This window comes from Paracoccus sp. S-4012 (genome assembly GCF_009674885.1).
Taxonomy (GTDB): Bacteria; Pseudomonadota; Alphaproteobacteria; order Rhodobacterales; family Rhodobacteraceae; genus Paracoccus.
This window is the reverse complement of record NZ_WKKA01000003.1, coordinates 271,423-296,610: the sequence shown is the minus strand read 5'-3', so window position 1 is coordinate 296,610 and position 25,188 is coordinate 271,423. Positions and strand designations below refer to the sequence as shown.

Annotated in this window: 19 protein-coding genes and 1 other RNA gene; 5 read left to right on the top strand and 15 right to left on the bottom strand. The window is 71.5% G+C overall.

From position 1 onward, the window contains the following. Window positions 1-9: 9 nt before the first annotated feature. From GI374_RS06800 to GI374_RS06770, 7 genes are all read right to left on the bottom strand, one after another. Window positions 10-1,179 (bottom strand): M20 aminoacylase family protein, encoded by a 1,170-nt coding sequence (locus GI374_RS06800; RefSeq protein WP_154336252.1) that lies wholly within the window; start codon window positions 1,177-1,179, stop codon window positions 10-12. 153 nt (window positions 1,180-1,332) lie between these two features. Next, window positions 1,333-2,562, bottom strand: coding sequence for a glycosyltransferase (locus tag GI374_RS06795; protein WP_154336251.1), 1,230 nt, complete (start codon window positions 2,560-2,562; stop codon window positions 1,333-1,335). A gap of 112 nt (window positions 2,563-2,674) precedes the next feature. Continuing rightward, entirely contained in the window at window positions 2,675-4,543 is a 1,869-nt protein-coding gene (locus GI374_RS06790) for a dipeptide ABC transporter ATP-binding protein (RefSeq protein ID WP_370515188.1), read from the bottom strand. Continuing rightward, window positions 4,540-5,646: an ABC transporter permease gene (locus GI374_RS06785; protein WP_154336250.1), complete on the bottom strand. Its 1,107-nt coding sequence runs from the start codon at window positions 5,644-5,646 to the stop codon at window positions 4,540-4,542. The genes GI374_RS06790 and GI374_RS06785 overlap by 4 nt, the downstream gene beginning before the upstream one ends. Continuing rightward, entirely contained in the window at window positions 5,643-6,725 is a 1,083-nt protein-coding gene (locus GI374_RS06780) for a microcin C ABC transporter permease YejB (RefSeq protein ID WP_154336249.1), read from the bottom strand. The genes GI374_RS06785 and GI374_RS06780 overlap by 4 nt, the downstream gene beginning before the upstream one ends. A 22-nt stretch (window positions 6,726-6,747) precedes the next feature. Then, window positions 6,748-8,625: an extracellular solute-binding protein gene (locus GI374_RS06775; protein ID WP_154336248.1), complete on the bottom strand. Its 1,878-nt coding sequence runs from the start codon at window positions 8,623-8,625 to the stop codon at window positions 6,748-6,750. 174 nt (window positions 8,626-8,799) lie between these two features. Further along, window positions 8,800-9,354, bottom strand: a complete 555-nt coding sequence (locus GI374_RS06770; RefSeq protein WP_154336247.1) for a cytochrome c family protein — start codon at window positions 9,352-9,354, stop codon at window positions 8,800-8,802. Between the two features lie 155 nt (window positions 9,355-9,509). On the opposite strand from GI374_RS06770, the gene GI374_RS06765 reads away from it, so the two are divergent. Further along, window positions 9,510-10,397 carry a prephenate dehydratase gene (locus tag GI374_RS06765; protein ID WP_154336246.1) on the top strand — a complete coding sequence of 296 codons (888 nt, stop codon included), beginning with the start codon at window positions 9,510-9,512 and terminating at the stop codon, window positions 10,395-10,397. On the opposite strand, the gene GI374_RS06760 is transcribed toward GI374_RS06765, so the two are convergent. Next, complete coding sequence (locus GI374_RS06760) at window positions 10,370-10,816, bottom strand: SRPBCC family protein (RefSeq protein ID WP_195759859.1); 447 nt, start codon at window positions 10,814-10,816, stop codon at window positions 10,370-10,372. The two genes, GI374_RS06765 and GI374_RS06760, sit on opposite strands and share 28 nt — an antisense overlap. A 172-nt stretch (window positions 10,817-10,988) precedes the next feature. On the opposite strand from GI374_RS06760, the gene GI374_RS06755 reads away from it, so the two are divergent. Then, complete coding sequence (locus tag GI374_RS06755) at window positions 10,989-12,782, top strand: metallophosphoesterase (protein ID WP_154336244.1); 1,794 nt, start codon at window positions 10,989-10,991, stop codon at window positions 12,780-12,782. Between the two features lie 40 nt (window positions 12,783-12,822). Then, window positions 12,823-12,921: signal recognition particle sRNA small type (gene ffs / locus GI374_RS06750), an RNA gene on the top strand. Window positions 12,922-12,932: 11 nt separating this feature from the next. On the opposite strand, the gene GI374_RS06745 is transcribed toward ffs, so the two are convergent. The 6 genes from GI374_RS06745 to GI374_RS06720 all read right to left on the bottom strand — a co-directional run bounded on the left by GI374_RS06745 (window position 12,933) and on the right by GI374_RS06720 (window position 19,236). Further along, a complete protein-coding gene (locus tag GI374_RS06745) occupies window positions 12,933-14,561 on the bottom strand; it encodes a Zn-dependent hydrolase (RefSeq protein ID WP_370515187.1) in 1,629 nt (542 codons plus the stop codon). Then, window positions 14,558-15,526, bottom strand: a complete 969-nt coding sequence (locus tag GI374_RS06740) for a dihydroorotate dehydrogenase (RefSeq protein WP_154336243.1) — start codon at window positions 15,524-15,526, stop codon at window positions 14,558-14,560. The genes GI374_RS06745 and GI374_RS06740 overlap by 4 nt, the downstream gene beginning before the upstream one ends. After that, window positions 15,523-16,347: a dihydroorotate dehydrogenase electron transfer subunit gene (locus GI374_RS06735; RefSeq protein ID WP_154336242.1), complete on the bottom strand. Its 825-nt coding sequence runs from the start codon at window positions 16,345-16,347 to the stop codon at window positions 15,523-15,525. Before GI374_RS06735 ends, GI374_RS06740 begins: the two co-directional genes overlap by 4 nt. After that, window positions 16,344-17,630, bottom strand: a complete 1,287-nt coding sequence (locus GI374_RS06730; RefSeq protein ID WP_154336241.1) for a TRAP transporter large permease — start codon at window positions 17,628-17,630, stop codon at window positions 16,344-16,346. The genes GI374_RS06735 and GI374_RS06730 overlap by 4 nt, the downstream gene beginning before the upstream one ends. Then, window positions 17,627-18,133: a TRAP transporter small permease gene (locus GI374_RS06725; protein ID WP_229582794.1), complete on the bottom strand. Its 507-nt coding sequence runs from the start codon at window positions 18,131-18,133 to the stop codon at window positions 17,627-17,629. The genes GI374_RS06730 and GI374_RS06725 overlap by 4 nt, the downstream gene beginning before the upstream one ends. Window positions 18,134-18,231: 98 nt before the next feature. Next, complete coding sequence (locus tag GI374_RS06720; protein ID WP_154336240.1) at window positions 18,232-19,236, bottom strand: TRAP transporter substrate-binding protein; 1,005 nt, start codon at window positions 19,234-19,236, stop codon at window positions 18,232-18,234. 164 nt (window positions 19,237-19,400) lie between these two features. Between GI374_RS06720 and GI374_RS06715 the strand changes: the two genes are divergently transcribed. After that, window positions 19,401-20,267, top strand: coding sequence for a helix-turn-helix domain-containing protein (locus GI374_RS06715; protein ID WP_154336239.1), 867 nt, complete (start codon window positions 19,401-19,403; stop codon window positions 20,265-20,267). A gap of 1 nt (window position 20,268) precedes the next feature. Here GI374_RS06715 and GI374_RS06710 read toward each other — a convergent pair whose 3' ends face one another. After that, the gene (locus tag GI374_RS06710) at window positions 20,269-22,293 is read right to left on the bottom strand and encodes an FAD-dependent oxidoreductase (RefSeq protein WP_154336238.1); all 2,025 of its coding nucleotides are present in this window, start codon (window positions 22,291-22,293) and stop codon (window positions 20,269-20,271) included. A 370-nt stretch (window positions 22,294-22,663) separates the two neighbouring features. Between GI374_RS06710 and GI374_RS06705 the strand changes: the two genes are divergently transcribed. Further along, window positions 22,664-25,120, top strand: coding sequence for a GAF domain-containing protein (locus tag GI374_RS06705; RefSeq protein ID WP_154336237.1), 2,457 nt, complete (start codon window positions 22,664-22,666; stop codon window positions 25,118-25,120). Window positions 25,121-25,188: the final 68 nt, after the last annotated feature.

The following is a 25,188-nucleotide window of genomic DNA, read 5'->3' as shown; positions in this document are numbered from 1 at the left end:
CGCTGCGCCTCAGGCGGCGGCTGGCATCCGCCGCTCGGCCATTTCGGCGAACCACGACGCCCCGGCCGGGATCGCGTTGTCGTCGAAGTTGTATTTCGGGTGATGGACCATCGCCGTGTCGCCGTTGCCGACGAAGATGTAGGCGCCCGGACGCTCGAGCAGCATGAAGCTGAAGTCCTCGGCCCCCATCATCGGCTCCATCCCGGTGTCCACCTCGCCCGCGACCGCCTTCGCGGCCTCGATGGCGTGCTGGGTCTCCTTGGGATGGTTCACGGTGACCGGGTAGCCCTCGACCAGGTCCACCTCGACCGTGCAGCCCATGGCGGCGGCGGTGCCTTCGGCCACGCGGCGCACGGCGTCGTGCATCAGCCGCCGGCTCTCCTCGTCGAGGCTGCGGATCGTCCCTTCGAGGCGCACCGCGTCCGAGATCACGTTGCGCGCCGTGCTGTCGGTCTTGCAGACGCAGATCGACACGACGCCGCTCTTCAGCGGATCGAGGTTGCGCGACACGACCGTCTGCATCGCGACGATGATCTGCGCCGCGCAGACCAGCGGGTCGATGGTCTCGTGCGGCTTCGCGGCATGGCCGCCGCGGCCGCGCACGGTGATGTTGATCTCGTCCATCCCGGCCATCATTGCCCCTTCGCGGATCGCGAAGCTGCCGACCGGGAAGCCCGGCATGTTGTGCATGCCGTAGAACTCCTGGATGCCCCAGCGGTCCACGAGGCCGTCCTCGACCATCGCCCGCCCGCCGGCGCCGCCCTCCTCGGCCGGCTGGAAGATCACTACGACCTTGCCGTCGAAGTTGCGCGTCTCGGCCAGGTATTTCGCCGCGCCGAGCAGCATCGCCGTGTGCCCGTCATGCCCGCAGGCATGCATGACGCCCGGCGTCTTCGAGGCGTAGTCGAGCCCGGTCGCCTCCCTGATCGGCAGCGCGTCCATGTCGGCGCGCAGCCCGATCACCCGGCCATTCGTGTCGGTCCGGCCCTCGATGACGCCGACGACCCCGGTGCGGCCGATCCCCTCGACCACCTCGTCCACGCCGAACCCGCGCAGCAGCTCCGCCACGCGGCCGGCCGTGCGGTGGACCTCGTAGAGCAGCTCTGGGTTCTCGTGGAACTCGCGCCGCCAGGCGGTGATCTCGGGCAGCAGTTCGGCGAAACGGTTTTTCACGGGCATGGGACTGGCCTTTCGGAAGGGGCGGCGTCGGGCGCGGCCCTGTTGCTTGCCGATACCTTGAGCGCAGCCGCGGGGCCCCTGCAAGCCCCGCTGCCGCAGCGGGGGTGAAGTGAAGCCGGGGGCTTGGCGCCCCCGGACCCCCGCGGGATATTTTCAGACAGAAGAAGGGGCGAGGGCCTCGATCCAGTCGATCTGGCGCGGCAGGCAGAGGCGCTTCAGGTCGTAGCGGTCGAGGATCGTCCGGCGGGCCGCGGCGCCGAGGCGTGGGGCCTCGGGGTCGGGGTCGAGCGCGCGGATCAGCGCGCGTTCCCAGGCGGGGATGTCGAAGAAGGGGACGAGGCGCCCGTTGGCGCCGTCCGCGACCACCTCGCGCACCGGCTCGGTGTCGGAGGCGATGATCTGGCAGCCCGCCGCCATGGCCTCGGTCAGCGACCATGAGAGGACGAAGGGATAGGTGAGATAGGCATGCGCGCGGCTCACCTGCAGCAGGCGGACATAGGCATCGAAGGGGACGCGGCCGGTGAAGTGGACGCGGCTCGGGTCGATTCGCTGGCCCACCTCCGCCAGCAGCTTCGCCTTCCAACTCTCGGCATCCTTCGGCGCGGCGCCATAGCTGGTTCCTTCCCCGCCCACGATCACCACTTGCGCCCTCGGCCGGGCGGCCAGGACGCCGGGCAGCGCGCGCATCAGGATGTGGAACCCGCGATAGGGTTCCAGCGAGCGGCCGACATAGGTCAGGACCTCGTCGCCCGCCGTGAGGTGCGGGATGCCCGGAAGCCCGAGCGTGGCCGCGGGATCGGGCCGGATGCGGTCGCTGTCGATGCCGTCATGGATCACGGTGATCTTGCCGCGCAGTTCGGGCGGAAAGCTGTCCGCCTGATAGCGCGTCGGCGAGAGCGCCGCGTCGGCCTGCACCATCGCCTGGACCAGATGCGCCGAGCGGGCGACGGTGCCGAGGCGCGAATCCTCGCTGCCGCTGCCGAACTCGGGGTCGAAGCCGACGTCCTGGCCGCGGGTGCGGTAGAGGAGTTCCGCATAGATCGCCAGCCGCGCCTCCGGCCACACCTCCTTGAGAAACAGCGTCTCGCCCCAGCCGGAGTGGCCTAGGATCAGGTCGGGCGAGAAGCCGTGCCGGTCGCGCAGCACCCGCGCGGCGCGGGCCGCCTGAAGGCCGCGGGCGCTCATCTCGGCATAGGTTCCGCCCGGCGGATGCGAGAGGGCGATCTTCTCGGGCGGGGCCTTGTAGCGGACGGTCTTGATCGGGCTCGGGCGGCGGTTGTGTTCGTCGGTGAGCGCCAGCACCTCGTGGCCGCGGGCGGCGAGGGCCGGGGCGAGATGCGGGAACTGGCCGGGGAAGTTCTGGTGGACGAAGAGGATCTTCATGGAGTCACGCGGTCGCGATCGCCGGGACATGGTGCGCGCGGAGCACGCACGCTACGGGACGCGTAGGGTGCGTGGTTTTCCAAGCACCGGCCACGCCGGGTGCCGCTCCCCCTCACCGATGATGGTCGCGGAACGCCGCCGCCATCAGCTCGCGGGTGTAGTCGCTCTGCGGGTTGTCGAAGACCTGCGAGGCGACCCCCTGCTCCACCACCTCGCCGGCGCGCATGACCATGATCTTGTGCGCCATCGCCCGGATCACCCGCAGGTCGTGGCTGATGAACAGATAGGCCAGCCCGTAGCGGCGCTGCAGCTCGCGCAGCAAGTCCACGATCTGCACCTGCACCGTCATGTCGAGCGCGCTCGTCGGCTCGTCCAGCACCACCACCTTCGGCCGCAGGATCATCGCCCGCGCGATGGCGATGCGCTGTCGCTGGCCGCCCGAGAACTCGTGCGGGTAGCGGTCCATCGTCGCCGGGTCGAGGCCCACCTCCGCCATGATCTCCGTCACCATCTGCCGGCGGTTCTTGCCCGGCTCGACGCCGTGCACGCCGAGGCCCTCGGCGATGATCTGCTCGACCGTCATCCGCGGGGAGAGGCTGCCGTAAGGATCCTGGAACACGATCTGCATGTCGCGGCGCAACCGGCGCAGCTGCCGCGTCTGCCAGCCCGAGATGTCCCGGCCGAGATAGAGGATCGGCCCCTCGCTCTCGATCAGGCGCATGATGCCGAGGGCGAGCGTGGTCTTGCCCGACCCGCTCTCGCCGACGATGCCCAGCGTCTCGCCCGAGCGGACGCTGATCGTGGCGCCGTTCACCGCCTTGATGTGGCCGACGGTGCGGCGCATCAGGCCGCGCCTGATGGGAAACCAGACCTTGAGGTCGCGGGTCGCCACGATCTCCTCCGCGCCCTCTGGGACCGGACCGGCGGTGCCCTTCGGCTCCGCCGCCAGCAGCTTTTGCGTGTAGGGATGGCGGGGGCTGGCGAAGATCCGCTCCACCGGCCCCTGCTCGACGATCTCGCCGCCCTGCATGACGCAGACCCGGTCGGCGATGCGGCGGACGATGCCGAGGTCGTGGCTGATGAACAGCATCGACAGCCCTTCGGCGCGCTTCAGGTCCGCCAGCAGGTCGAGGATCTGCGCCTGGATCGTCACGTCGAGCGCCGTGGTCGGCTCGTCCGCGATCAGCAGTTCCGGCCCGTTGGCGAGCGCCATGGCGATCATCACCCGCTGCCGCTGGCCGCCGGAAAGCTGGTGGGGGTAGTCCTGCAGCCGCGTCTCGGGATCGCGGATGCCGACCTTGTTGAGCAGTTCGAGGATGCGGGCGCGGGCCGCAGCGCCGGACACGCCCTGATGAACCGCGAGGCTTTCGCCCAGCTGCCTCTCGATCGTGTGCAGCGGGTTCAGTGAGGTCATCGGCTCCTGGAAGATGAAGCTGATGTCGTTGCCGCGGATGCTCCGCAGCAGGGGTTCAGGCGCGCCGATCAGCTCCCGCCCCTCGTAGCGGATCGAGCCGGTGGTCTCGGCCGCGTCGCCCAGCAGGCGCACGGTCGAAAGGGCGGTGACGGACTTGCCCGAGCCGCTTTCGCCCACGAGGGCCACGGTCTCGCCGCGGTTGACGGTGAAGCTGACGCCGCGGACCGCGGGCGAGAGGCGGCCCTCGCTGCGGAAGCCGATGTGGAGGTCGCGAATGTCGAGGATCACCTCGCCGGGGGCCGGCCGCGGCGTCGGCAGGGGCGCGGCTGCGCGCTCCTCGCGGACAAGTGGCGGGACTCGCGCCGGCGACACGGCTGGCACCGCGGCAGCCTCGCCGGGGGCCGGGATGCGCGGCATGACGAGGCCGTCGGGCGCATCGGTCGGGTCCGGGCGCGGGTCGGTCAGCGCCTCGTCTCGCGCGGGGTCGCGCGGGTCGCGGGCGACAACCGGGTCGGCGGCGTCGGAGGGGCCGTCAAGCCGCGGGCGGGGGTCGCGGGGGTCCTTCACCGGAAGGTCTTCCGCGGGTCGAAGGCGTCGCGGATTCCCTCGAAGATGAAGACCAGCAGCGAGAGCATGATGGCGAAGGTGAAGAAGGCGGTGAAGCCCAGCCACGGGGCCTGCAGGTTCTGCTTGGCCTGAAGCGCAAGCTCGCCAAGCGAGGGCGCCGAGGCGGGCAGACCGTAGCCGAGATAGTCGAGCGCCGCGAGGCCGCTGATCGTGCCGGTGACGACGAAGGGCAGCATGGTCAGCGTTGCCACCATGGCGTTCGGAAGGATGTGGCGGAACATGATGGTGCGATCGTTCACGCCGAGCGCGCGGGCTGCGCGGACATATTCGAAGTTCCGGGCGCGCAGGAACTCGGCCCGCACGACGCCGACGAGCGCGGGCCAGCCGAACAGGATCGTGACGAAGACCAGCAGCCAGAAGCTGCGGCCGAGGATCGCGAAGAGGATGATGATGACGTAGAGCGAGGGCGTCGAGCCCCATATCTCCAGCATCCGCTGGAAGATCAGGTCGGTCCGCCCGCCGAAATACCCCTGCACCGCCCCCGCCGCGATGCCGAGGGTCGAGGCCACCACCGTCACGATCAGCGTGAACAGGATCGAGGTGCGGAAGCCGTAGATCACCCGCGCGGCCACGTCCCGCGCGGTGTCGTCGGTGCCGAGCCAGTGACTCGCATCCGGCGCCGAGGGTGCGGTGCCGACGTTGTTGATGGTGCGGTAGTGATAGGGGATCACCGGCCAGATCATCCAGCCGCGCTCGATCGGCTCGCCCGCGACGGTGCCGGTCGCGCGCGCCTCCGCCATCACGCCTTCTGGGTCGTCCCAGCACTCCTCGCGCCCGCCCGAGACGATCAGGCACTGCACCGCCTCGTCGCGGTAGATCGCCTCGGTGCCGAAGTCGCCGCCGAAAGCCGTCTCCGGGTAGAAGCGGTAGGCGGGGAAGAACATCTCGCCCCGATAGCTTGCCACGATCGGCTTGTCGTTGGCGATGACCTCCGCGAACATCGAGAGCACGAACATCACCGTGAAGAGCAGCAGCGACCAGAAGGCGCGGGAGTTGCGGCGGAAGTTCCGCCAGCGGCGCTGGTTGAGCGGGCTGAGCCTCATCCGGCGCGCTTCTCGAAGTCGATGCGCGGGTCCACCAGCACATAGGTCAGGTCGGACAGGATGCCGACCAGCAGGCCCATCAGGCCGAACACGTAGAGCGTGCCGAAGATCACCGGATAGTCGCGCTGCACCGCCGCCTCGAAGCCCAGCCGCCCAAGTCCGTCGAGCGAGAAGATCGTCTCGATCAGGATCGAGGCGCCGAAGAACACGCCGAGGAACATCGCCGGAAAGCCCGCGATCACGATCAGCATGGCGTTGCGGAAGACGTGGCCGTACAGCACCCGCCGCTGCGTCAGCCCCTTGGCGCGGGCGGTCATCACATACTGCTTGTTGATCTCGTCGAGAAAGCTGTTCTTCGTCAGCAGCGTCAGCGTCGCGAAGCTGGCGATGGTCGAGGCGATCACCGGCAGGGTGATGTGCCACAGATAGTCGGTGACCTTGCCCCAGAGCGACAGCGTCTCCCAGTTGTCCGAGGTCAGGCCCCGCAGCGGGAAGATCTGCCAGTAGCTGCCGCCGGCAAAGAGGACCATCAGCATGACGGCGAAGAGGAAGCCGGGGATCGCGTAGCCCACGATGATGACGCTCGAGGTCCAGGTGTCGAAGCCGCTGCCGTCGCGCACCGCCTTGCGGATGCCCAGCGGGATCGAGATGATATAGGCCAGCAGCGTGGACCAGAGGCCGAGCGAGATCGAGACCGGCATCTTCTCGATCACGAGATCCACCACCGAGATCGAGCGGAACCAGCTCTCGCCGAAGTCGAAGCGCAGGTAGCCCCACATCATCGACAGGAACCGCTCGACCGGGGGCTTGTCGAAGCCGAACTCGCGCTCCAGCTCCTCGATGAACTCGGGCGGCAACCCGCGGGCGCCGGCGTATTCCTCCATGCCGCCGCCGCCCCCCATGCCGGCGTCGCCGCCCCCGGCGATGTTGCGGAAGACGTCGCCCTCGCCCTGCACGCGGGCCACGATCTGCTCGATCGGCCCGCCGGGGACGAACTGGGTCAGGGTGAAGTTGATCAGCATGATGCCGATCAGCGTGGGCACGATCAGCAGCAGGCGCCGCAGGATATAGGCTGCCATTCCCCCGCCCGTCCGGCCGTCTCTAGCGCGCGATCTGGCGCAGCGCCCCGGCCTGTTCCAGTTGCGCAGCCTTATCCGCGTCGAACCACCAGAAATCAAGCTCGCCCAGGGCATAGGGCGGCAGTTCCGCCGGGTGGGCATACATGTCCCAGTAGGCGACCGTGTGCTCGGCCTTGTACCACTGCGGCACCCAGAACCGCAGCGAACGCAGCGCGCGGTCCAGCGCGCGGGTGCGCACCGTCATCTCCTCGCGCGTGGTCGCACGCTCGGTCAGATCGACCAGCCGGTCGATCGCCGGATTGGCCAAGCCCGCGGCATTGAACACGTCGTCGGTCGAGGCCGAGCCGAAATACTGCTGCAACCCCGCGCCGGGGATCAGGTCCTGCCCGTACTGGTGCGAGATCAGGTCGAAATCGTGGCGCCGCTCGCGGTCGGTATATTGCGCGTCGTCCACGCGGGTATGGACCGCGTCCACCCCGAGCGCGCGCAGGTTCTCGACATAGGGGTTCAGCACCCGATCAAAGGTCTGGCTGTCGTTGAGGAACTCCACCCGCAGCGTGCGCCCGTCCTTGCGCCGCAGCCCGTCATTGCCGGTGATCCATCCCGCCTCGTCCAGCAGCGCCGCCGCCCGGCGCAGGTTGCCGCGGTCAAGCTGCCGCTCGCCGCTGGTGGGCGCCATCACCGCCTCGGCCTCGAGGATGCCGGGCGGCAGGTCGGCCGCCAGCGGCTCGAGGATCGCGCGCTCCTCGGGCGAGGGCGTGCCCGTCGCGGCAAGCTCGCTGTTCTCCCAGATCGAATTGACCCGCTCGTAGAGGCCGTAGAACAGCGACTTGTTGGCCCATTCGAAGTTGAACATCAGCCCGATCGCCTCGCGCACGCGGATGTCCTGGAAATCCGGGCGGCGCAGGTTGATGGCCCAGGACTGGCCCGAGGCGACGTTGCCGTTGCGCAGTTCCTCGCGCACCACCCAGCCGTTCTGGAAGGCCGGAAAGTCGTAGCGCGTGGCCCAGATGATCGAGCTCGCCTCGTTGCGGAAGGTGTATTCGCCGGCCTTGAAGGCCTCGAAGGCGGTTTCGTAGTCGCCGAAATACTCGATGCGGATGCGGTCGAAGTTGTGCCGCCCGACATTGATCGGCAGCGTCGCGCCCCAGTAGTCGGGATTGCGGCGGTAGCTGACCGTGCGGCCGATATCGGCGCGGTCGAAGACATATGGGCCGGAGCCGATGTAGGGCGTGTTCGAGCTGTCGCCGAGATCGCGCCCCTGCACCTCGAAATCCGCCTGCGAGAAGACCGGCAGCCCGCCGACCGACTGGATCACGTCGCGGCGCGGGTAGTCGGGGGTGAAGGTGAAGCGGATGCGCCGCTCGTCCAGCGCGTCGGCCGAGGCCACCTGCTGCGCGATCACCGTTCGAAACGAGGACAACCCCTTGTCGCGCAACTGCTCGTAGGAGAACAGCACGTCCTGCGCGGTGACGGGCGTGCCGTCCGAGAACCGCGCCTCGGGCCTGAGCGTGAAGATCACCCAGTCGCGGCTTTCGGGGTATTCGAGGCTCTCGCAGAGCAGGCAATAGGCCGCGCCGACCTCGTCCGCGGTGCCGGTCAGCAGGCTCTCCAGCATCATGGTCGAGAGCGCCGCGGCCCGGCCCTTGATGGTATAGGGGTTGTAGCTGTCGAACCCGCCGGCGGTCCATTCGCTGATCTCGCCGCCCTTCGGGGCGTCGGGGTTGACATAGGCCAGATGCGGGAAGTCGGGCGGCAGCGCGAGGTCGTCGAAGACCGAGATGCCGTGGGCGGTGATGGTGGCCTCGGCCGGGCTGTCGGCCGGTGCGGTCTGCGCCGATGCCTGCGCGCCGAGAAGAAGCGTCAGGAGGAACGGCGCGGCGGCGCGGAAGACGGTCATGGAACCCCCGGTATCGGTGCTGCCGGTCAGGCTAGGCCGCAAGGCCCGCCACGATCAAGGCGCGAACGCGTGAGCGGGGCCGGAGGGGCAGTTGGCGGGAAAAACGAAAAGGTGCGTCCAAAGAACGCACCCTGCCGATCCGCCGTAGGGTGCGTGCTCCGCACGCACCGGCGCTCAACCGCCGGTCGTCTGCAGATAGGCGATGACCGCCGCCGTCTCCTCGGGCGAGCCGAGGCCGGCGAAGGCCATCTTGGTGCCCGGCACGACGCCGCGCGGGTCGTCGAGGAAGGCGGCCAGCGCGTTCTCGTCCCAGACCGGGGCCTCGGCCGCATGCTCGACCATCGCGTCCGAATAGGCGAAGCCCGCGACGCTGGCGACCGCGCGGCCGACGACGCCATCCAGATGCGGCCCGGTGCCGTCGGTGCCGTCGAGCTTGTGGCAGGCGCGGCACTTGCCCCAGGTCCGCTCGCCGGCCGCCGGATCGGCCGCGGCCACGAGGGCGACCATGTCGACCGGCTCCGCCTCCTCGCCCGGCGCATCGGCCCCGGCGTCATCCGCGCCGGTGTCGATGGCGTAGGCCTGCGCGATCACGTCCTCGCCCTCGGCGGCGGCATGGGCGGGGGCGCCCACGTGATAGAGCGACGAGGCGGCCCAGTTCACCAGCAAGAGCGTCAGCAGCGCGCCGATCAGCGCGCCGGCGGTCTTGGTGATGGTCATGGTATTGAACATGCGGACGGTCCCCGGCGTGGCTGTGAGGCTGAATTATCGCGTGTTTCTCTACATGCTTTCGCTCGGCCGGTTCAAGCTGTAGTTGGATCGCCGCAGCGCGCCCCGGCGGCGCGACCGATTGCCGCCTTCGCGGCCGCCCGAAGGAGGGAGCGCAGATGACCCAGGGACGCATCGCCTTCCAGGGCGAGCCGGGCGCCTACAGCCACCAGGCCTGCCGCCAGGCGCGGCCCGGCCACGAGGTCCTGCCCTGCGACACCTTCGAGGACACGATCGAGGCCTGCCGCTCAGGCGCAGTGGACCTCGCCATGCTGCCGATCGAGAACTCGACCTATGGCCGCGTGGCCGACATCCACCACCTGCTGCCAGAGAGCGGCTTGCACATCCTCGACGAGACCTTCGTGCGGGTCCATATCAGCCTCCTCGGCACCCCCGGCGCGCGGCTCGAGGACGTGCGCCAGGCGATGAGCCACACGGTCCTGCTGGGCCAGTGCCGCGGCTTCCTGCGCCGCCACGGCATCCGCACCGTCACCGGCGCCGACACCGCAGGCTCGGCCCGGCACGTCGCCGAGGCGCGCGACCCGGCCCTCGCGGCGCTTGCGAGCCCGCTCGCGGGCGAGATCTACGGCCTCGACGAGCTCGCCGCCGAGATCGAGGACAACCGCAACAACACCACGCGCTTCCTCGTCATGGGCCGCGCGCCGGACATGACCCGCCGCGCCAATGCGGCAGGCGGCACGCGGATGATGACCACCTTCGTCTTCCGCGTCCGCAACATCCCGGCGGCGCTCTACAAGGCGATGGGCGGCTTCGCGACGAACGGCGTCAACATGACCAAGCTGGAAAGCTACATGGTCGACGGCGTCTTCACCGCGACCCAGTTCTACGCCGATATCGAAGGCCACCCTGACGACCCGGCCGTCGCCCGCGCGCTCGAGGAGCTGGAATATTTCACCAGCCATCTCGCGATTCTCGGCGTCTACCCGGCCGATCCGCTGCGCGACGCGCAGCGCGGCGCTCAGGCCCCGGCGACGCGGTCCACGTAACCCGCCACGCGCTCGTCGAAGCGGCGGTCGAGGGTCGATTTCGTCAGCTTCGCCGTCTGCAGCAGCAGCCGCGCCTTCATGCTGCGCGGCGTGATCTCGGCCTCGATCGTCACGCGCGAACGCTCGCGCGTCAGCGCCACCACCTCGGCCGTCAGGCGGAAGTCGAGCGTCTCGACCGCGCCTTCCATCCCCAGCAGATGCGGGCGGTCGAAGCGGGTGACGCGGGCGCTGAGGTTGCGGGTGCGGCCGCGCCAGTCGAACTCCACCTCCCAGGCCATCGGCCCGCCGTCCTCCGGTCCAAGGCGGGTGACGCGGGCCTTGCGCGAGGCGATTACCTGCTCAAGCCGGTCGATGTCGGCGACGGCGTCGAACAGATCCTCGGCCGGCAGTTCGACATCCCGGCTGCTGGAAAACCGCATCTCAGACCTCCGCTCGGCGCATGTCATCGCCCGGCTGGGCTGGCGGCGTTGCTTTCGCGCGGCAGCATCATGGGCGCAACCGAATCGTTGCCCAAAGATTTCGTGTTCGCCCCCGGTTGTGGCGGAAAACCGCCGAGGCTAGGCTGCAACCGCAAGTTCAGCCGGAGGCGGGGTGGCAGGCAGCGCACGGGCGGAGGACGACACAGGCGCGGCGGCCCCCGTCCGGGTCGCGCTGCGGCTGATGGCCACAACCGACCTGCACATGGAACTGCTGGCGCCTGAGGGACGCGTCCCACGCGGGCTGGAGGCGCTGTCCCCGGTCATCGCGCAGGCGCGGGCCGAGGTGGCGAATGCGCTTTACTTCGACAACGGCGATCTGCTGCAGGGCAATAGCCTCGGCGAGCATCTGGCCGCCGCGATCCGCGAGGATGGGCGGCGCGGCGCGGCGCCGCATCCGGCCATGGCCTGCCTCGCCGCCCTCGGCTGCGATGCGGCGACGCTCGGCAATCACGACTTCGGCTTCGGCCCGGCGCTGCTCCGCTCGGCCCTTGCCTGGGCAGGCTGGCCGGTGGTGGCGGCGAACCTGCGCGCACCGGGCCTGCCGGGACCGCAACCCTGGGCGGTTCTGCGGCGCGAGGTGGTGGATGCCGGCGGCGGGCGGCATCCGCTCGCCATCGGCGTGATCGGCTTCCTGCCGCCGCAGACTGCCGCCTGGGAGACCGCGATGTGGCCAGGTCTCGAAACCGAGGACGTGATCGAGGCCGCCCGGCGCGAACTGCCCCGCCTGCGCGCGGCCGGGGCCGAGATCGTGGTCGCGCTCTCGCATGGCGGCGAGGTGGAGGGACCGCACCGGCCCGGAGCCGAGAACGCCGCGCGAGCCCTGGCCGCGCTGCCTGGCATCGACGCGGTCATTGCCGGGCACACCCACGTCGCCGCGCCCCCGGTCCCACGCGACTGGCACCCCGGCACGCCGGCGCCGGTGGCAAGCGCGGGCTTCGGTGGCTCGCATCTGGCGGTGATCGACCTCGCGCTCGAACGGGGGCCGGGGGGCTGGCGGCTGGCCGCGGCGCGGGCCGAGGCGCGGCGTGCCACCGGCGCCAAGGACCCCGCGCGCCTGCGCCGCATCGTCGCGCCCCATCTGCGCGGAGCCGCGGCGCGCGGGCGGCCGCGGTTGGGCCGGACCGAGGGGCCGCTCGCGAGCCACCTCTCCCTCCTCGGCATCGATCCGGGCCTGCGACTCGTTGCGGCAGCGCAGCGTTGGCACCTGCGCCGGGCGCTCGCGGGCAGCGCATGGGAGGGCCTCCCGATCCTCGTCGCCGTGGCGCCTGCGCGCGCGGGCGGCCTCGGCGGCCCGGCGAATTACACCGACCTGCCGCCCGGCCGCCTGCGCCGGGCGGACCTCGCGGAACTCTACGCCTTCTCGAACCGCCTCGCCGCGGTCGAAGTGACGGGCCGGGACCTCGCGCCATGGCTCGACTGCGGCGCGGCGATCTTTTACCCGGTCGCGCCCGGCGACCGCGACGCGCCGCTGATCGCCGCCTCGGTTCCCGCCTATAACCTCGACCTGATCGACGGCCTCGACTGGCTGGTGGACCTCGCCCCCGGCGCCCCCCGGATCCGTGGCGTGACGCGCCACGGCCGTCCGGTCCCGCCCGAGGAGCGATTCGTGCTCGCGACGACGACCTACCGCCTGGCCGGCTCCGGCCCCCATGCCGACCTCGCCGCGGGCCGTCCTTCGCTGCCACTGCCCGCGGCCGACATCCGCGAGGTGATCGCCGCCTGGCTGCGCCGCCGCCGCCGGGTCGCGCCCGACCCGCGCCCCTTCTTCCGCTTCGCCCGCATTCCCGGCGCCACCGCCGTCTTCGACACCGCCCCCGCTGCGGCACCCGAGGCCACGCTGCCCCTCACCCCCGTCGGCCCCACGCCCGAGGGCTTCCTGCGCCTGCGCCTCGACCTCGACCCCTGACGGGGTTGCATCGCGCGCCTCGTCGCCCTATCTGCGCCCTCGAGAGGTTGGCGCGGGCGGACGCCTCGCCAACCCGGTCAGGTCCGGAAGGAAGCAGCCGTAACGAGTCCCGTCTGGGTCGTCGTCCAGCCTCTCACCCCTCCCTCCCGCTCACACCTCGCCGTGCAGCAGCTCCGCCGCGAGCTGATTCAGCAGTTGCAGCCGCCGCCCCGGATCGCTGGCCGCCGCGGCGGTGTCGAGGACCGAGAGCTGATGCTCGAACCGCTGCGCAGCGTCCTGCGCGGTGCGCGCCCCGACGGCCTCGCGGCCGAAGCGCTGCGCGACCTGCCCCGCCGCCGTGGCCGCCAAATGCAGCGCCATCGCGTGGCCGGGATGCTCGCGCGCCAGCCGCAGGGCCTCCTGCCGGGCGGCCTCGAAGGCATAGGTGCCGCCGCCGCGCTCGCGCACGATCTCGGCCAGGCTGCCGAAGGCCGGGGGGGCGTCGCTGGTCATCTGGTCCTCCATGCCGCGCCACAAGACATCGTAGAGGATGGCGCAGGCGAGATCAAAATCGCCGAGGTCCATCGCCTCGTCCGGGTTGTGCGACCCGTTGCGGTTGCGCACGAACAGCATGCCCGAAGGGACCCCCGCCGCCGCGAAGATCGCCGCGTCATGGCCCGCGCCGCTGGCCATGACGGTCGGCGGCAGGCCGTGGCCCATCATCGCCGCGACCAGCGACGACACGATCCCCGCATCGCAGCGCGCGGGCGCGGCCGGCTGGGCCGGGTCGGCGTGGAAGCGGACGCCGCGGCGCGCGGCCACGCTCGCCATAAGGTCCATCAGCGCCGCATGGGCGCGGTCGATCGCCGGCTGCTCGAGGCTACGCAGGTCGATGCTGAACCGGACCTCGTCGGGGATGCGGGTCAGCGCGTGGCGGGCCGGGTCGGTGCCGATCATGCCGCAGGTGAAAACCAGGTCGTCGCCGTCCTCGATCGCCTGCGCGACCCAGGCCTCCATCTCCCGCAGCAGGTCCGCGACCGCGAGCACCGCGTCGTGGCGCATCTCCTGCGGGACGGCGCCGGAATGGCCGGCGGTGCCCTCGCAGCGGATTTCCCGGTGACGGATGTTGCCGCGGATGCCGCTGACGGCGGCGACGGGGAGGTTGCGCTCGATCAGGACCGGGCCCTGCTCGATATGCAGTTCCAGCCAGCCGGCGACGCGGTCGAGATCGAGCGTCGGCCGCCCCGCCTCGAATGCGGCGGGGTCGAAGCTGAGGTCGGCCAGATGCTGTGACAGCGGCCGCTTGTCGGCCCGGTGGGTCGCGCCGAGTTCCGTTGCGGTCAGCTGCCCGGTCGCGATCCGCGATCCGAGATAGCAGGGGCCGAACCATGCGCTCTCCTCGCCGCGCAGCGCGACGAGGTGGACGGGGACCGGCGGCTCGGCCCCCTCGCGCTCGGCCCGCACGAGCCCGGCGAGGCCGGCGACGACGCCCGCCAGGCCGTCGAAATTGCCGCCCTGCGGTACGCTGTCCACATGGCTGCCGATCAGCATGACCCGCGGCGCCTCGCGGGTGCCGGCCCGCGCGGCGTAGAGGTTGCCGCCCGCGTCGCGCCAGGTCTCCAGCCCCTCGGCTCGCGCGGCGGCGTCGAGGTGGTCGAGCACGGCGGATTCCACCGCCGAATAGGCCGGGCGCGAGACGCCGCGCTTGTCGGGGGACATCGCCGCCACCTCGTCGAAGAGGCGGGCGGCGAAGGCCGAGGCGTCGGCGGGCCAGCGGCGGGCCGGGGCCAGATCGGTCACGGGGCGGCCTGCATGAAGACGACTCCCTCGGGCTCGGCGGCGTCGGCGAGCGTGCCGACATAGTCGCGGATGGCGGCCACGCCTTCCGCCTCGGCGCGGGCGCGCAGGCCCTCGATGATGCGCGGCATGGCCAGCGGGTCGATGAAGGTCTCGGTCCCGACCTGCACGGCCGAGGCGCCCGCGATCAGGTATTCGAGCGCGTCGTCCACAGTGGCGATGCCGCCGCAGCCGATGACGGGCAGCGACGTCGCCCGCGCGCATTGGTAGGCCATGCGGAGCGTGATCGGCTTCAGCGCGGGGCCGGAGAGCCCGCCCATGAGGTTGCCCAGTCGCGGCCGCCGGGTGCGCGTATCCACCGCCATCGCGAGGATCGTGTTGGCCACGACCAGGGCATCGCCCCCCGCCTCCTCGACCGCCCGCGCGACCTCCGGCGTCTCGCCAGTGTTGGGCGTCAGCTTCGCCCAGAGCGGCAGGTCGGTCGCGTCACGCAGCCGCGCCATGACCTCGCGCGTGCTGCCGGGACGGATGGCGAAGGCGCGGCCGTCCTCCTCGATGTTGGGGCAGGAGATGTTGGCCTCGATCGCCGCCACGCCGGGGACACTGACGCGCGCGGCGAGGGTCGCGAAATCGGCGGACGTCGGGGCCGAGATCGAGACGACCAGCGGCACATCATACCGCGAATAGAAGGGCACGACTTTGGCGAGGAACGCCTCCACGCCCTTCGAGGGGATGCCGATGGCGTTCAGCATGCCGCCCTCGACCTCGGTCACGCGCGGGGTCGGGTTGCCGGTGCGTGGGTCGCGGGTGATGGTCTTCAGCACATGCGCGCCGAGGGTGCCCAGGTCGAAGACCTCCGCCAGCTCCTCCGAGAACGTGCCGGAGGCGGGCATCACCGGGTTCTTCAGCGTCAGCCCGCCGATGCGGACACTCATGTCCACCGCCGGGCGGCCGAGCGGCGCGTTCATGCCACCGCCTCCCGGATGTCGAAGACCGGCCCCTCGCGGCAGACGCGCAGCGGCACGGTCGCGCCGTCGCGGCGGAAGGGCCGCACGCAGCAGTGGCACATGCCAAGCCCGCAGGCCATCTGCTGCTCGAGCGCCACCTGCCCCGGCACGCCATGCTTGTCGCCAAGCGCCTGCAACAGCCGCAGCAGCCGGGCCGAGCCGCAGGTGAAGACCGCATCCACCGCGCCGGCGGCCATGCGGGCCTCGATCATCGGGTCGAGATGCTCGACGGCCGAGGTGCCGTCGCTGTCCAGCACCGTCACGACCTCCGCCCCATGGCTGGCGAACAGCTCCAGGCTCATCAGGAACTCCGGCGCGCGGGCCGAGCAGATCGCCGTCAGCCCCATGCCCTTCGCCTTCGCCGCCGCGGCGAGCGGCGCGAGCGTCGCCAGCCCCACGCCCCGCGCGACCAGCAGCAGGTTGCGCCAGCCCGGATCGAGGCGGAACCCCTGCCCCAGCGGCCCCATCACCTCAAGGCTCCCGCCCACCGGCAGCGTCGCGAGCGCCGCCGTGCCCTTGCCCTGCACCTTGTAGAGGAACGACAGCCGGTCCCCCTCGGCGCCGTAGATCGACATCGGCCGCCGCAGCAGCGGCGCGTGGCGGCCCTCGGCCGGGCAGAGCAGGTGGAAGAACTGCCCCGGCGCGCAGGCGGCGGTCAGCGTCGGCGGCGCCTCGAGCCGCATCAGGCGATAGTCGGCATTCACCGCCTCATGCTCGGCCACGCGCAGCGGCCCGGTGAAGACCCGCGCGCCCGCCGTGGCGAGGACCGGAAGCGCCGTCATCCCAGCACCAGACGCGGCAGGAAGAGCGAGATCTCGGGGATGTAGGTCACGATCAGCAAGACGATGATGTTCACCCCGACGAAGGGCCAGATGCCCGAGATGATCGTCAGCACCGGCTTTCTCAGGGTCGAGGAGGCCACGAACAGGTCCAGCCCGAAGGGCGGGGTGATCATGCCGATGGTGATGTTCAGCGTGACGATCATGCCGAAATGGATCGGGTCGATCCCCATCGCCAGCGCCACCGGATAGAGCGGCGGCACCAGGATCAGCAGCGCCGAGTTCGGGTCGATGAACATGCCGGCGATGAAGAAGGCGACGTTGACCGTCATCAGGAAGATGACCGGCCCGGCGCCGACCTCGTTGAGGAAGGTGATGATCGTCGCGGGGACCTGCGCCAGCGTGATGAAATAGCTGACCAGCCCGCCGATGGCGAGCAGGATGAAGATGACCGCGGTCGAGACGGCGGCGCGCTGCGTCACCGAGATGAGCCGGCCGAGGCCCATCGAGCGGTAGATCACCATCTCGACCAGGATCGCATAGACCACGCTGACGGCGGCGGCCTCGGTCGGCGTGAACATGCCGCTGTAGATGCCGCCCATGATGATGATCGGCATGCCGAGCGCCCAGCCCGCCCGGCCGAGGGCGCGGATGCGCTCGCCCCAGGGCAGCGCCGCCGCGCCGCGCACGCCCGACCGCCGCGCGACCCACCAGGTGTAGATCGCGAAGGCGAGGCCCAGCGTGACGCCCACGGCGAGGCCCGCGATGAACAGCTCCGCGACCGAGGTGCCGGTCATCCAGGCGTAGATGATCATGGTGATCGAGGGCGGGATCAGCAGCGCGGTCTCGGCGGAACTCGCGATCAGGCCGAGGGTGAACTTCTCGGAGAATCCCTCCTTCCGCATCTCGGGATAGACCAGCCGCCCGAGCGCCGCGACCGTCGCCGGCGCCGAGCCCGAGACCGAGCCGAAGGCCATCGCCCCGCCGATTGCCGTGTAGCCCATGCCGCCCGGCAGGTGGCCGAGGAAGGCGCGCATCGCGTCGGTCAGCCGCCGCGCGATCTGGCCGTCGCCCATCAGCTCGGCTGCGAGGATGAAGAACGGGATCGCCAGCAGCGTCGAGTGGTTGACCGAGCCGACCGCCTTCTGGATCAGCACCATGTCCGGCAGCGAGGCGAAGAAGAGCTGCTTCGTCGCCAGCGCGAGGGCGCCGAGGATCAGGAACATCTCGAAGCCGCCGACCAGCAGAGCCGCGCCGAGGACGGCGATGAAACCGAGGCGGATCATTCGCCGGCCTCGTGCATCTGCGGGGTGTAGCGGTCGATGAGGCCGAAAAGGCTGGCCCCGAAGCGCAGAGCCATCAGCACGAACCCGGCCAGCGGCGCGACATAGAGCCAGACGGCCGAGACGCCGAGCGACGGGATCATCTGGCGGCTGTTCAGCACGAACTGGCAGACCTCGACCGCGATCCAGGCGAGCCAGAGGCAGAACAGCAGGCCGAAGAGGTCGATCAGCCGCCTCAGCGGGAGGCCTGTGCGCGCCTCGATCCGGTCGCGCCAGGCATAGACGCCGACATGGCGGCCCTGCTGCAGCGCCAGGCCGCAGCCAAGAAAGACGAGGTAGATCATGAGGGTTCGCACCGCTTCCTCGATCCAGTAGAGCTCGGTTGCGAAGCCGCTGCCGGAGGCGCGGACCGCCACGTTCAGCGCGTAGAGCCCGACCATGCCGAGGAAAGTCGCGGCCAGCACGACCGCTTCGACGCGGGCCAGACCGTCAAGGAAGCGTTGCAACGGGACTGTCCTTCAGGTGCAGGGAAACGGATACCGGTAGCGTCGGGCGCCGCGGGCGGCGGGTCGGGCGGCGCGGCCGCCGCCCGGAGCACCGTGCCTCAGTGGGCGGTCTCGCCCTCGTAGGTCTCGATCAGCGCCCGGCCCTCGTCGCCGGCGAGTTCGAGATAGGCGTCGCGCGCCGCGGGATACATGACCTCGCGCATCGCGGCCTTTTCCTCGGGCGTCATCACCCGGACGTTCATGCCCGCGGCTTCCAGATCAGCCTGCGCCGACGCCACCGCCGCCGCCTTGTGCGCGGTCAGTTCCGGCACGGCTTCCGCGAAGGCTTCCCGGATCGCGGTGCGGTATTCCTCCGGCAGCGACTCCCACCAAGCGGTGTTGAAGAGGATCACGTCCTCCATCGCGCCGTGGTCCGAGACCAGAAGATTCTCCTGCACCTCGTTGTATTTCATCGCCCGGATCGTATCGAGCGGGTTCTCCTGCCCCTCGACCACGCCAGTCTGGAGCGCGGTGTAGAGCTCGCTGAAGGGCAACGCCATGGCGGCGGCGCCGACCGAGCGGAACTGCTCGATCAGCACGCGGCTGTCCATCACGCGGAACCGCTGGCCGTCGAAGGCGTCGATGCCGTCGAGCGGCTTGTTGGAGCTGAAGCTCTTGCGGCCGTTCGGCCAGAGGCCGATGCAGGTCACGCCGCGCGTGGCGAAGCTCTCGCAGAGCTGCTGACCGAACGGCCCGTCGCGCAGCGCCTGCGCCTCGGCCGGGTCGTCGGGCAGCAGGAACGGAATGTCCATGACCGACACGACCGGGTTGAAGCCGCCGAGGAACGCCGCGGGCGCCACGGTCGCCTCCAGCGAGCCCATCTGCACCGCTTCGGTCATTTCGCGCTGCTGGCCCAGCTGGCCCTGCGGGAACAGCTGGAACTCGACCGCGCCGCCGGTCTTCTCGGCCACCGCGGCGGCGACCTTCTCGAGCGCGACGTGGCGCGACTGGGTGGTCGATTCGAGATGCCCGATCTTGGCGGTGAAATCGGCGGCGAGCGCGGGCATCCCGGCAAGGCCGAGCGCGGTTGCCGCGACGAGCGCGAAGTGACGGCGGGTAAGCATGGCGGGACTCCTTGCTGTGGCTTGGGGGCGGCGCCCCTTATGTTTCGGCGCAGCTAGGGGCAATCCCTGCCGTCAGGTCAAGGCGAAAATCTCAAAAACGAGACAACCCGGCTTGTCTCGGGTCGCGCGGGGCAGCAGAGTCGCTGCTGGAACGGAAGGCAGGGATGGACAGCAAAGCCGCGATCAGCATCGGCGCCCGCCTGCGCGGCCATCGCCAGACCACCGGTCTCGCGCCCGAGGAGATGGCGGCGCGGCTGGGGATCTCGCGCGCGGCGCTCTACCGGGCCGAACGGGGCGAGATCGTGAAGGTGGAGACGCTCGGCCGGATCGCGGGCGAGCTCGGCGTCAGCATCGACGACCTGTTCGGCGTCGGCGTCGAATACTACGCCGAGGCCGCCGACCTGTTCGAGCGCATGGGCGAGCTCGAACGTCACGCGCGGCGCATCACCGGGGTGTTCGGCCCGGTGTCCTACCTCGTGACCAGCGGCGACTACGACCGGCTGCTGGGGGAGGCGCTCGCCGAATCGGGTGCCGGGGCGAAGGGGGTGGCCGTCCGCGAGGCCCTTGCGCGACGCAAGGCGGGGTTTGCGGCGGGCCGGGCCGAACTGCGCTCGCTGATCTGCCTGCCCGACCTCGACCGGTTGCTGGCCCGCGGCGTCCACGGCCGCGGCGACCTTGCTGCCGAGGCGCAGGCCGACCGCCGCCGCGCCGCGCGCACGGAGGTCGAGCGCCTCGCCCGCCTCTTCACCGCCCCCCCGCCCCGCGTCGAAATCCGCCTGATCGAGACCGCCGCCCCCACCGCCAGCTTCGAGATTGTCGAGCACGCGGCGGGCGAGGCCCATCTCGTGACCAGCCCCTTCTCATTGGGCGAGCGGGTCAACATCGCGCTGGGCATCGGCAGCGTCAGCCGCGCGCCGGAGGCGGTCGAGACCCACCGGCGGGTGGTCGAGCGCCTTTGGGCCGAGGGCGCAGCGGGGGCCGAGGCAGCGGCGATCGTCGCGGCGCTGCTGGCGCGGCACCCGGCCGCGTAGCTCATACGTCCTTCATCAGCCGCAGCGCGTCCCAGACCGCCGCATGGACGTTTCGCGCCGCCACCGCATCGCCGATCCGCCAGAGCCGGAACCCCTCGCCCTCAGGCTGCGGCCTTCCCTCCGTCAGCGCGCGGTAATCCACCGCGCCGCGATTGACCGAGAGCGGCTTCAGCGCGTGATAGAGCTCGTCCAGCGAGCGGGTGCCGTGGTTCACGACCACCTGGTCCACCTCGCGCGCGGTCTCGTGCGGGCCGTAATCGGTGCCGATGCGCGCCGCGAGCAGGTTGCCTTTCCGCGTGACCGCCCGCAGCCGCTCGGCCACCGTGAGCCGCACTCCCAGAGGTTGCAGCGCGGCGAGCCAGGGCGAGAGGTTCAGGCCCATCACCTCGGGCGCGAAGGTCCGGTCGGGGGTCATCACCTCGACCTCGGCGCCCGCGCGGGCCAGCACCTCGGCCGCCTGCAACCCCACGGCATCGCCCGCGTCGTCAAAGACCAGCACCCGCCGTCCCGGCCGGGCATCGCCCGCGATCACGTCCCAGGCGGTGACGGTAAACTCGTCCCCCGCCTCCAGATCGGCGGTATGGGCGAGGCCCCCGGTCGCCACCACGACCACCTCCGGGTCGAGCGCCAGCACGTCCTCGGCCTCGGCCCAGATATCGAAGCGGAACTGCACGCCCATCGCCTCGCATTCCGACATCCGCCAGTCCACGATCCCCAGCAGCTCCCGCCGCCGCGGGTTCAGCGCCGCGAGGCGAAGCTGGCCGCCTGGCTGCGAGGCGGCCTCGAGCACCGTGACCGCGTGCCCCCGCTCCGCTGCCGCCCGCGCCGCTTCAAGCCCACCCGGACCGGCACCCACGACCACCACCAGGCGCCGTTCGGCGGCCTTCGGCAGCACGTGCGGCACCGCAAGCTCGCGCCCGGTGGCGGCGTTGTGGATGCAGAGCGCCTCGCCGCCCTGGTAGATGCGGTCGAGGCAGTAGGTCGCCCCGACGCAGGGGCGGATGCGGTGCTCCTCGCCGCGCGCGGTCTTGGCGACGATGTCGGGGTCGGCGATATGCGCCCGCGTCATGCCGACGAGGTCGAGCAGCCCGGCCGAGATCGCGTGCCGCGCCGTCGCCACGTCCGGGATGCGGGCGGCGTGGAAGGTCGGCAGGCCCGCCTCGGCCCGGACCCGCCCGGCGAAGTCGAGATGCGGGGCCGAGGCCATGCCGGCCACCGGGATCACATCGGCAAGCGCCGGGTCGGTGTCGATATGGCCGCGGATGACGTTGATGAAATCGACATGGCCGCTCTCGCGCAGGCGGCGGGCGATCTCCAGCCCGTCCGCCTCGGTGATGCCGCCCGGCACCCGCTCGTCCGCCGTGAAACGCAGGCCGATCAGGAAATCCGGGCCGACACGGGCGCGTATGGCGGCGATCACCCGGTCGGGAAAGGCCATCCGCGCGGCGAGGTCCCCGTTCCACGGCGCGTCGAGGTCGTTCAGCCGCGGCGACCAGAAGGCGTCGAGCAGGTGGCCGTAGGCCTCGAGTTCGATCCCGTCCATGCCGGCCGCGGCCATGCGCTCGGCGGCGTCGGCATAGTCTTCGGCGATGCGGTCGAGGTCCCAGTCCTCGGCCAGCTTGGGGAAGGCCCGGTGCGCCGGCTCGCGGGCGTAGCCGGGCGCCACCACCGGCAGCCAGTCGCCGCGGTCCCAGCGGGTGCGGCGGCCCAGATGGGTGATCTGGATCATCGCCGCCGCGCCATGCGCGTGGACGGCGTCGGTCAGGCGGCGGACCCACGGCACCACCTCGTCGCGCCAGGCCAGCACGTTGCCGAAGGCGGGCGGGCTGTCGCGGCTGACCGAGGCGGAGCCCGCGGTCATCACCATCGCCACGCCGCCCCTCGCGCGGGCCTCGTGATACGCGATGTAGCGCTCCTTCGGCAGGCCGTCCTCGGTATAGGCGGGCTCATGCGCGGTGGTGATGATGCGGTTCCTCAGGGTCAGGTGGCCGAGTTGGAAAGGCTGCAGCAGCGGGTCGCGGGACATGGCTCACCTTCGCCGATGGACGCGGCCAGCCTGCGACGGCCCTCGCGCCACCGCAAGCGCCGGTATTCCCCGATCTTCGCACGGAGATCCGGCCCGATTGTTCGTACGAACATCGGCGTCCCGCCGCCGGGCGGCCCGTGCCTAAACTTCGTCAGTGGGAAACCTCTTGCGCAACCAGTGCTTGCGGCGCAGCATCACCGGACAGCCAGTGCCCCGTGGGGCGGCCGAGGGAAGAAGCTGCCAAGCTCCGACCATGACGACCTTGCGCCACGCGCGCATCGACTGCGGCCGACCCTTCTGCGCGACATCCGCGCGCCCCGGCCCAGCCGAACCGCGCGATTGCAGTCCACGCTCATAGGGGGGAGCGTCCATGCCCGAAGCCGCCGCCGTTCCCGCGCGACCCCAGCCCGACACCGCCCCGACCGGCGCGGCGGCCGCCCCCGACCGCGGCGCGGCGGAGGTGCAGGCCTTCGGCTGCCTGCTGGTGCTGTCGCATGACTGGGTGATCCAGAACGCCTCGACCAACTGCGGCGAGATCCTCGGCCTGCCGCATGAGGATCTGGTCGGCGCGCGGCTTCTCGACGTGATGGCCCCCGATGCGCTCCACGCCCTGCGCGGCAAGCTCCAGACGCTCGCGCCGGAGGACGACGGCGCGCGGGTGCTGGGGCTCGAGCTCTTCGAGGACGGCCGCCGCTTCGACGCGATGGTCCACCGCGCCGGGGGCGCCTATCTGTTCGAATTCGAGGAGGCCGCCGCCGCCGGCCCCCGCCCCCGCGACGATCAGTCGGTCGTTCTGCCGCTGCTCTCGCGGGTGCGCCGGGCCGAGGATGTCGAGGCCATGTGCGAGGTCGCGGCCAACGGCATCTGGGCCATGACCGGCTTCGAGCGCGTCATGGTCTTCCGCATCGAGCCCGCTTCGGACGCGGTGGTGATCGCCGAGGCCGTCGGCGCCGGGGGCGAGAGCCGTCTCGGGGGGCGCATCCCGGCCCCGGTCCTCGCGGCCGAGGCGGCGTCCCTCGGCGGGCGGAGCCGCGCGCGCATCATCGCCGACGTCGACGCCCCGGCCTCGCCGCTGTTCCCGCCCCGGCCCGAGGGCGGCGACGGGGTGGACCTGTTGCGGACGGTCACGCGCGCCCCCTCGCCGGCGCATCTGCAATACCTGCGCGACACCGGCGCCGCCGCGGCGATGAGCGTGTCGATCCTGCGCGACGGGCGCCTCTGGGGCGTCATCGCCTGCCATCATCCGCGCCCGCACCGCGTCGGCAACCAGACCCGCGCCGCGGTGGAACTGTTCGCGCAGCTTCTGTCCTACGAGATCGCGCTCGTCGAAGCCCGCGCGCAGTCCGCGCAGGAGGCCGCGGCGTTGTCGCTGCACGAGCGGCTCTCGACGCTGTTCGAGGGCGGGTTGCGGCTCGATGCCGACCTGCGCCGGTTCCGGGCCGAGATCGCCGCGGTGCTGCCCATCGACGGCATCGCGCTCAGGACCGCGACCGGTTTCCACAGCGAGGGGCTGGCCCCGAGCGAGGCCGAATACGCGACCCTGCTGCGCCACATCGCCGGGCGCGGCCAGGTCCGGGTCTTCGCCACCGACCACCTCGCCGCGACCTGCGCCGGCGCCGTCGATCCCGCCCGCGGCATCGGCGGCCTGATCGCGATTCCGCTGCGCTTCGGCGGCGACGAGCGGGTGCTGCTCCTGCGCCGCCGCGAGGCCGGGGGCGAGCGCAGCCCGCCCTGGAGCGAGGGCGACCGCCGCGCGGCCGAGACGCTGCGCGTGACGCTGCTCGAACGGGTGCTGAAGCACACCAGCGACCGCGGCCAGCGGGCCGACCGCCTGAGCCAGCGGCAGGAGGTGCTGCTGGCCGAATTGACCCACCGGCTGCGCAACGCCTTCGGCCTCGTCTCCGGGCTGGTCGCCCAGCGGATGGAGGGGGCGGGCCCCGAGGTCGCCGCCTTCGCCACCGACCTGCGCGCCCGGATCGAGGCGCTCGCGCGGGCCAACGACCTGCTGACCGGCCCGCAGCGCGGCCCGGTCTCGCTGCGCCGCATGATCGAGACCGAGGCCGCCGCCTATGGCGACGCGGGCGGGCGCATCGACTTCAGCGGCTCCGACCCGGCCCTGCGCGAGGACCTGCACACGACGCTCGCCCTGGTGGTCCATGAACTCGTTACCAATGCGGGCAAGCACGGCGCGCTTGGCGCGGGCGGCGGGCGCGTGGCGGTGGAGATCGCCGAGGGGCCGGAGGGCGTGACGCTGGAATGGACCGAGCGCGGGGGCCCCCCGGTGAGCCCGCCCGAGCGCGCCGGTTTCGGCAGCACGCTGCTGGCCCGCGCGATCCCCCATGAGCTCGGCGGCGAGACCAGCCTCGACTACCGCCCAGAGGGGCTGGTCGCGCGCTTCACCCTGCCGGCGGCGGCGGTCGCGCGCGGCGCCGCCCCCGCCCACCCCGCGCCGACCCTCCCGGCGGCCACGCTCAGCGGCGCGGCGCTCGTGGTCGAGGACAACCTGCTCATCGCCATGAACGCCGCCGACGCGCTGCGCGCCATGGGAGCCTCCGATGTGGCGATCGCGCCGAACGTCACCGAGGCGATCGAGCGGCTGCACGGACGCAGCTTCCAGATCGCGCTCCTCGACCGCGACCTTGGCGGCAGCAGTTCCGCCCCGGTGGCCGAGGCGCTGCGGGCGGCGGGGGTGCCGTTCCTGCTGGCCACCGGCTACTCGCAGGAGGGCGACGAACGCGCCTTCGACGGCGTGCCGCGGCTGATGAAGCCCTACAGCAGCGACGCCATCGCGGCGGCGGTGGCGGCCGAGGGGCTGCTGGGCGGCTGACACCCGCGCCTCCCCGACCTTGTGCATCGCCCCGGCCTGCGCCAGTTTGCGCGCCGGGCCGGGCGGGG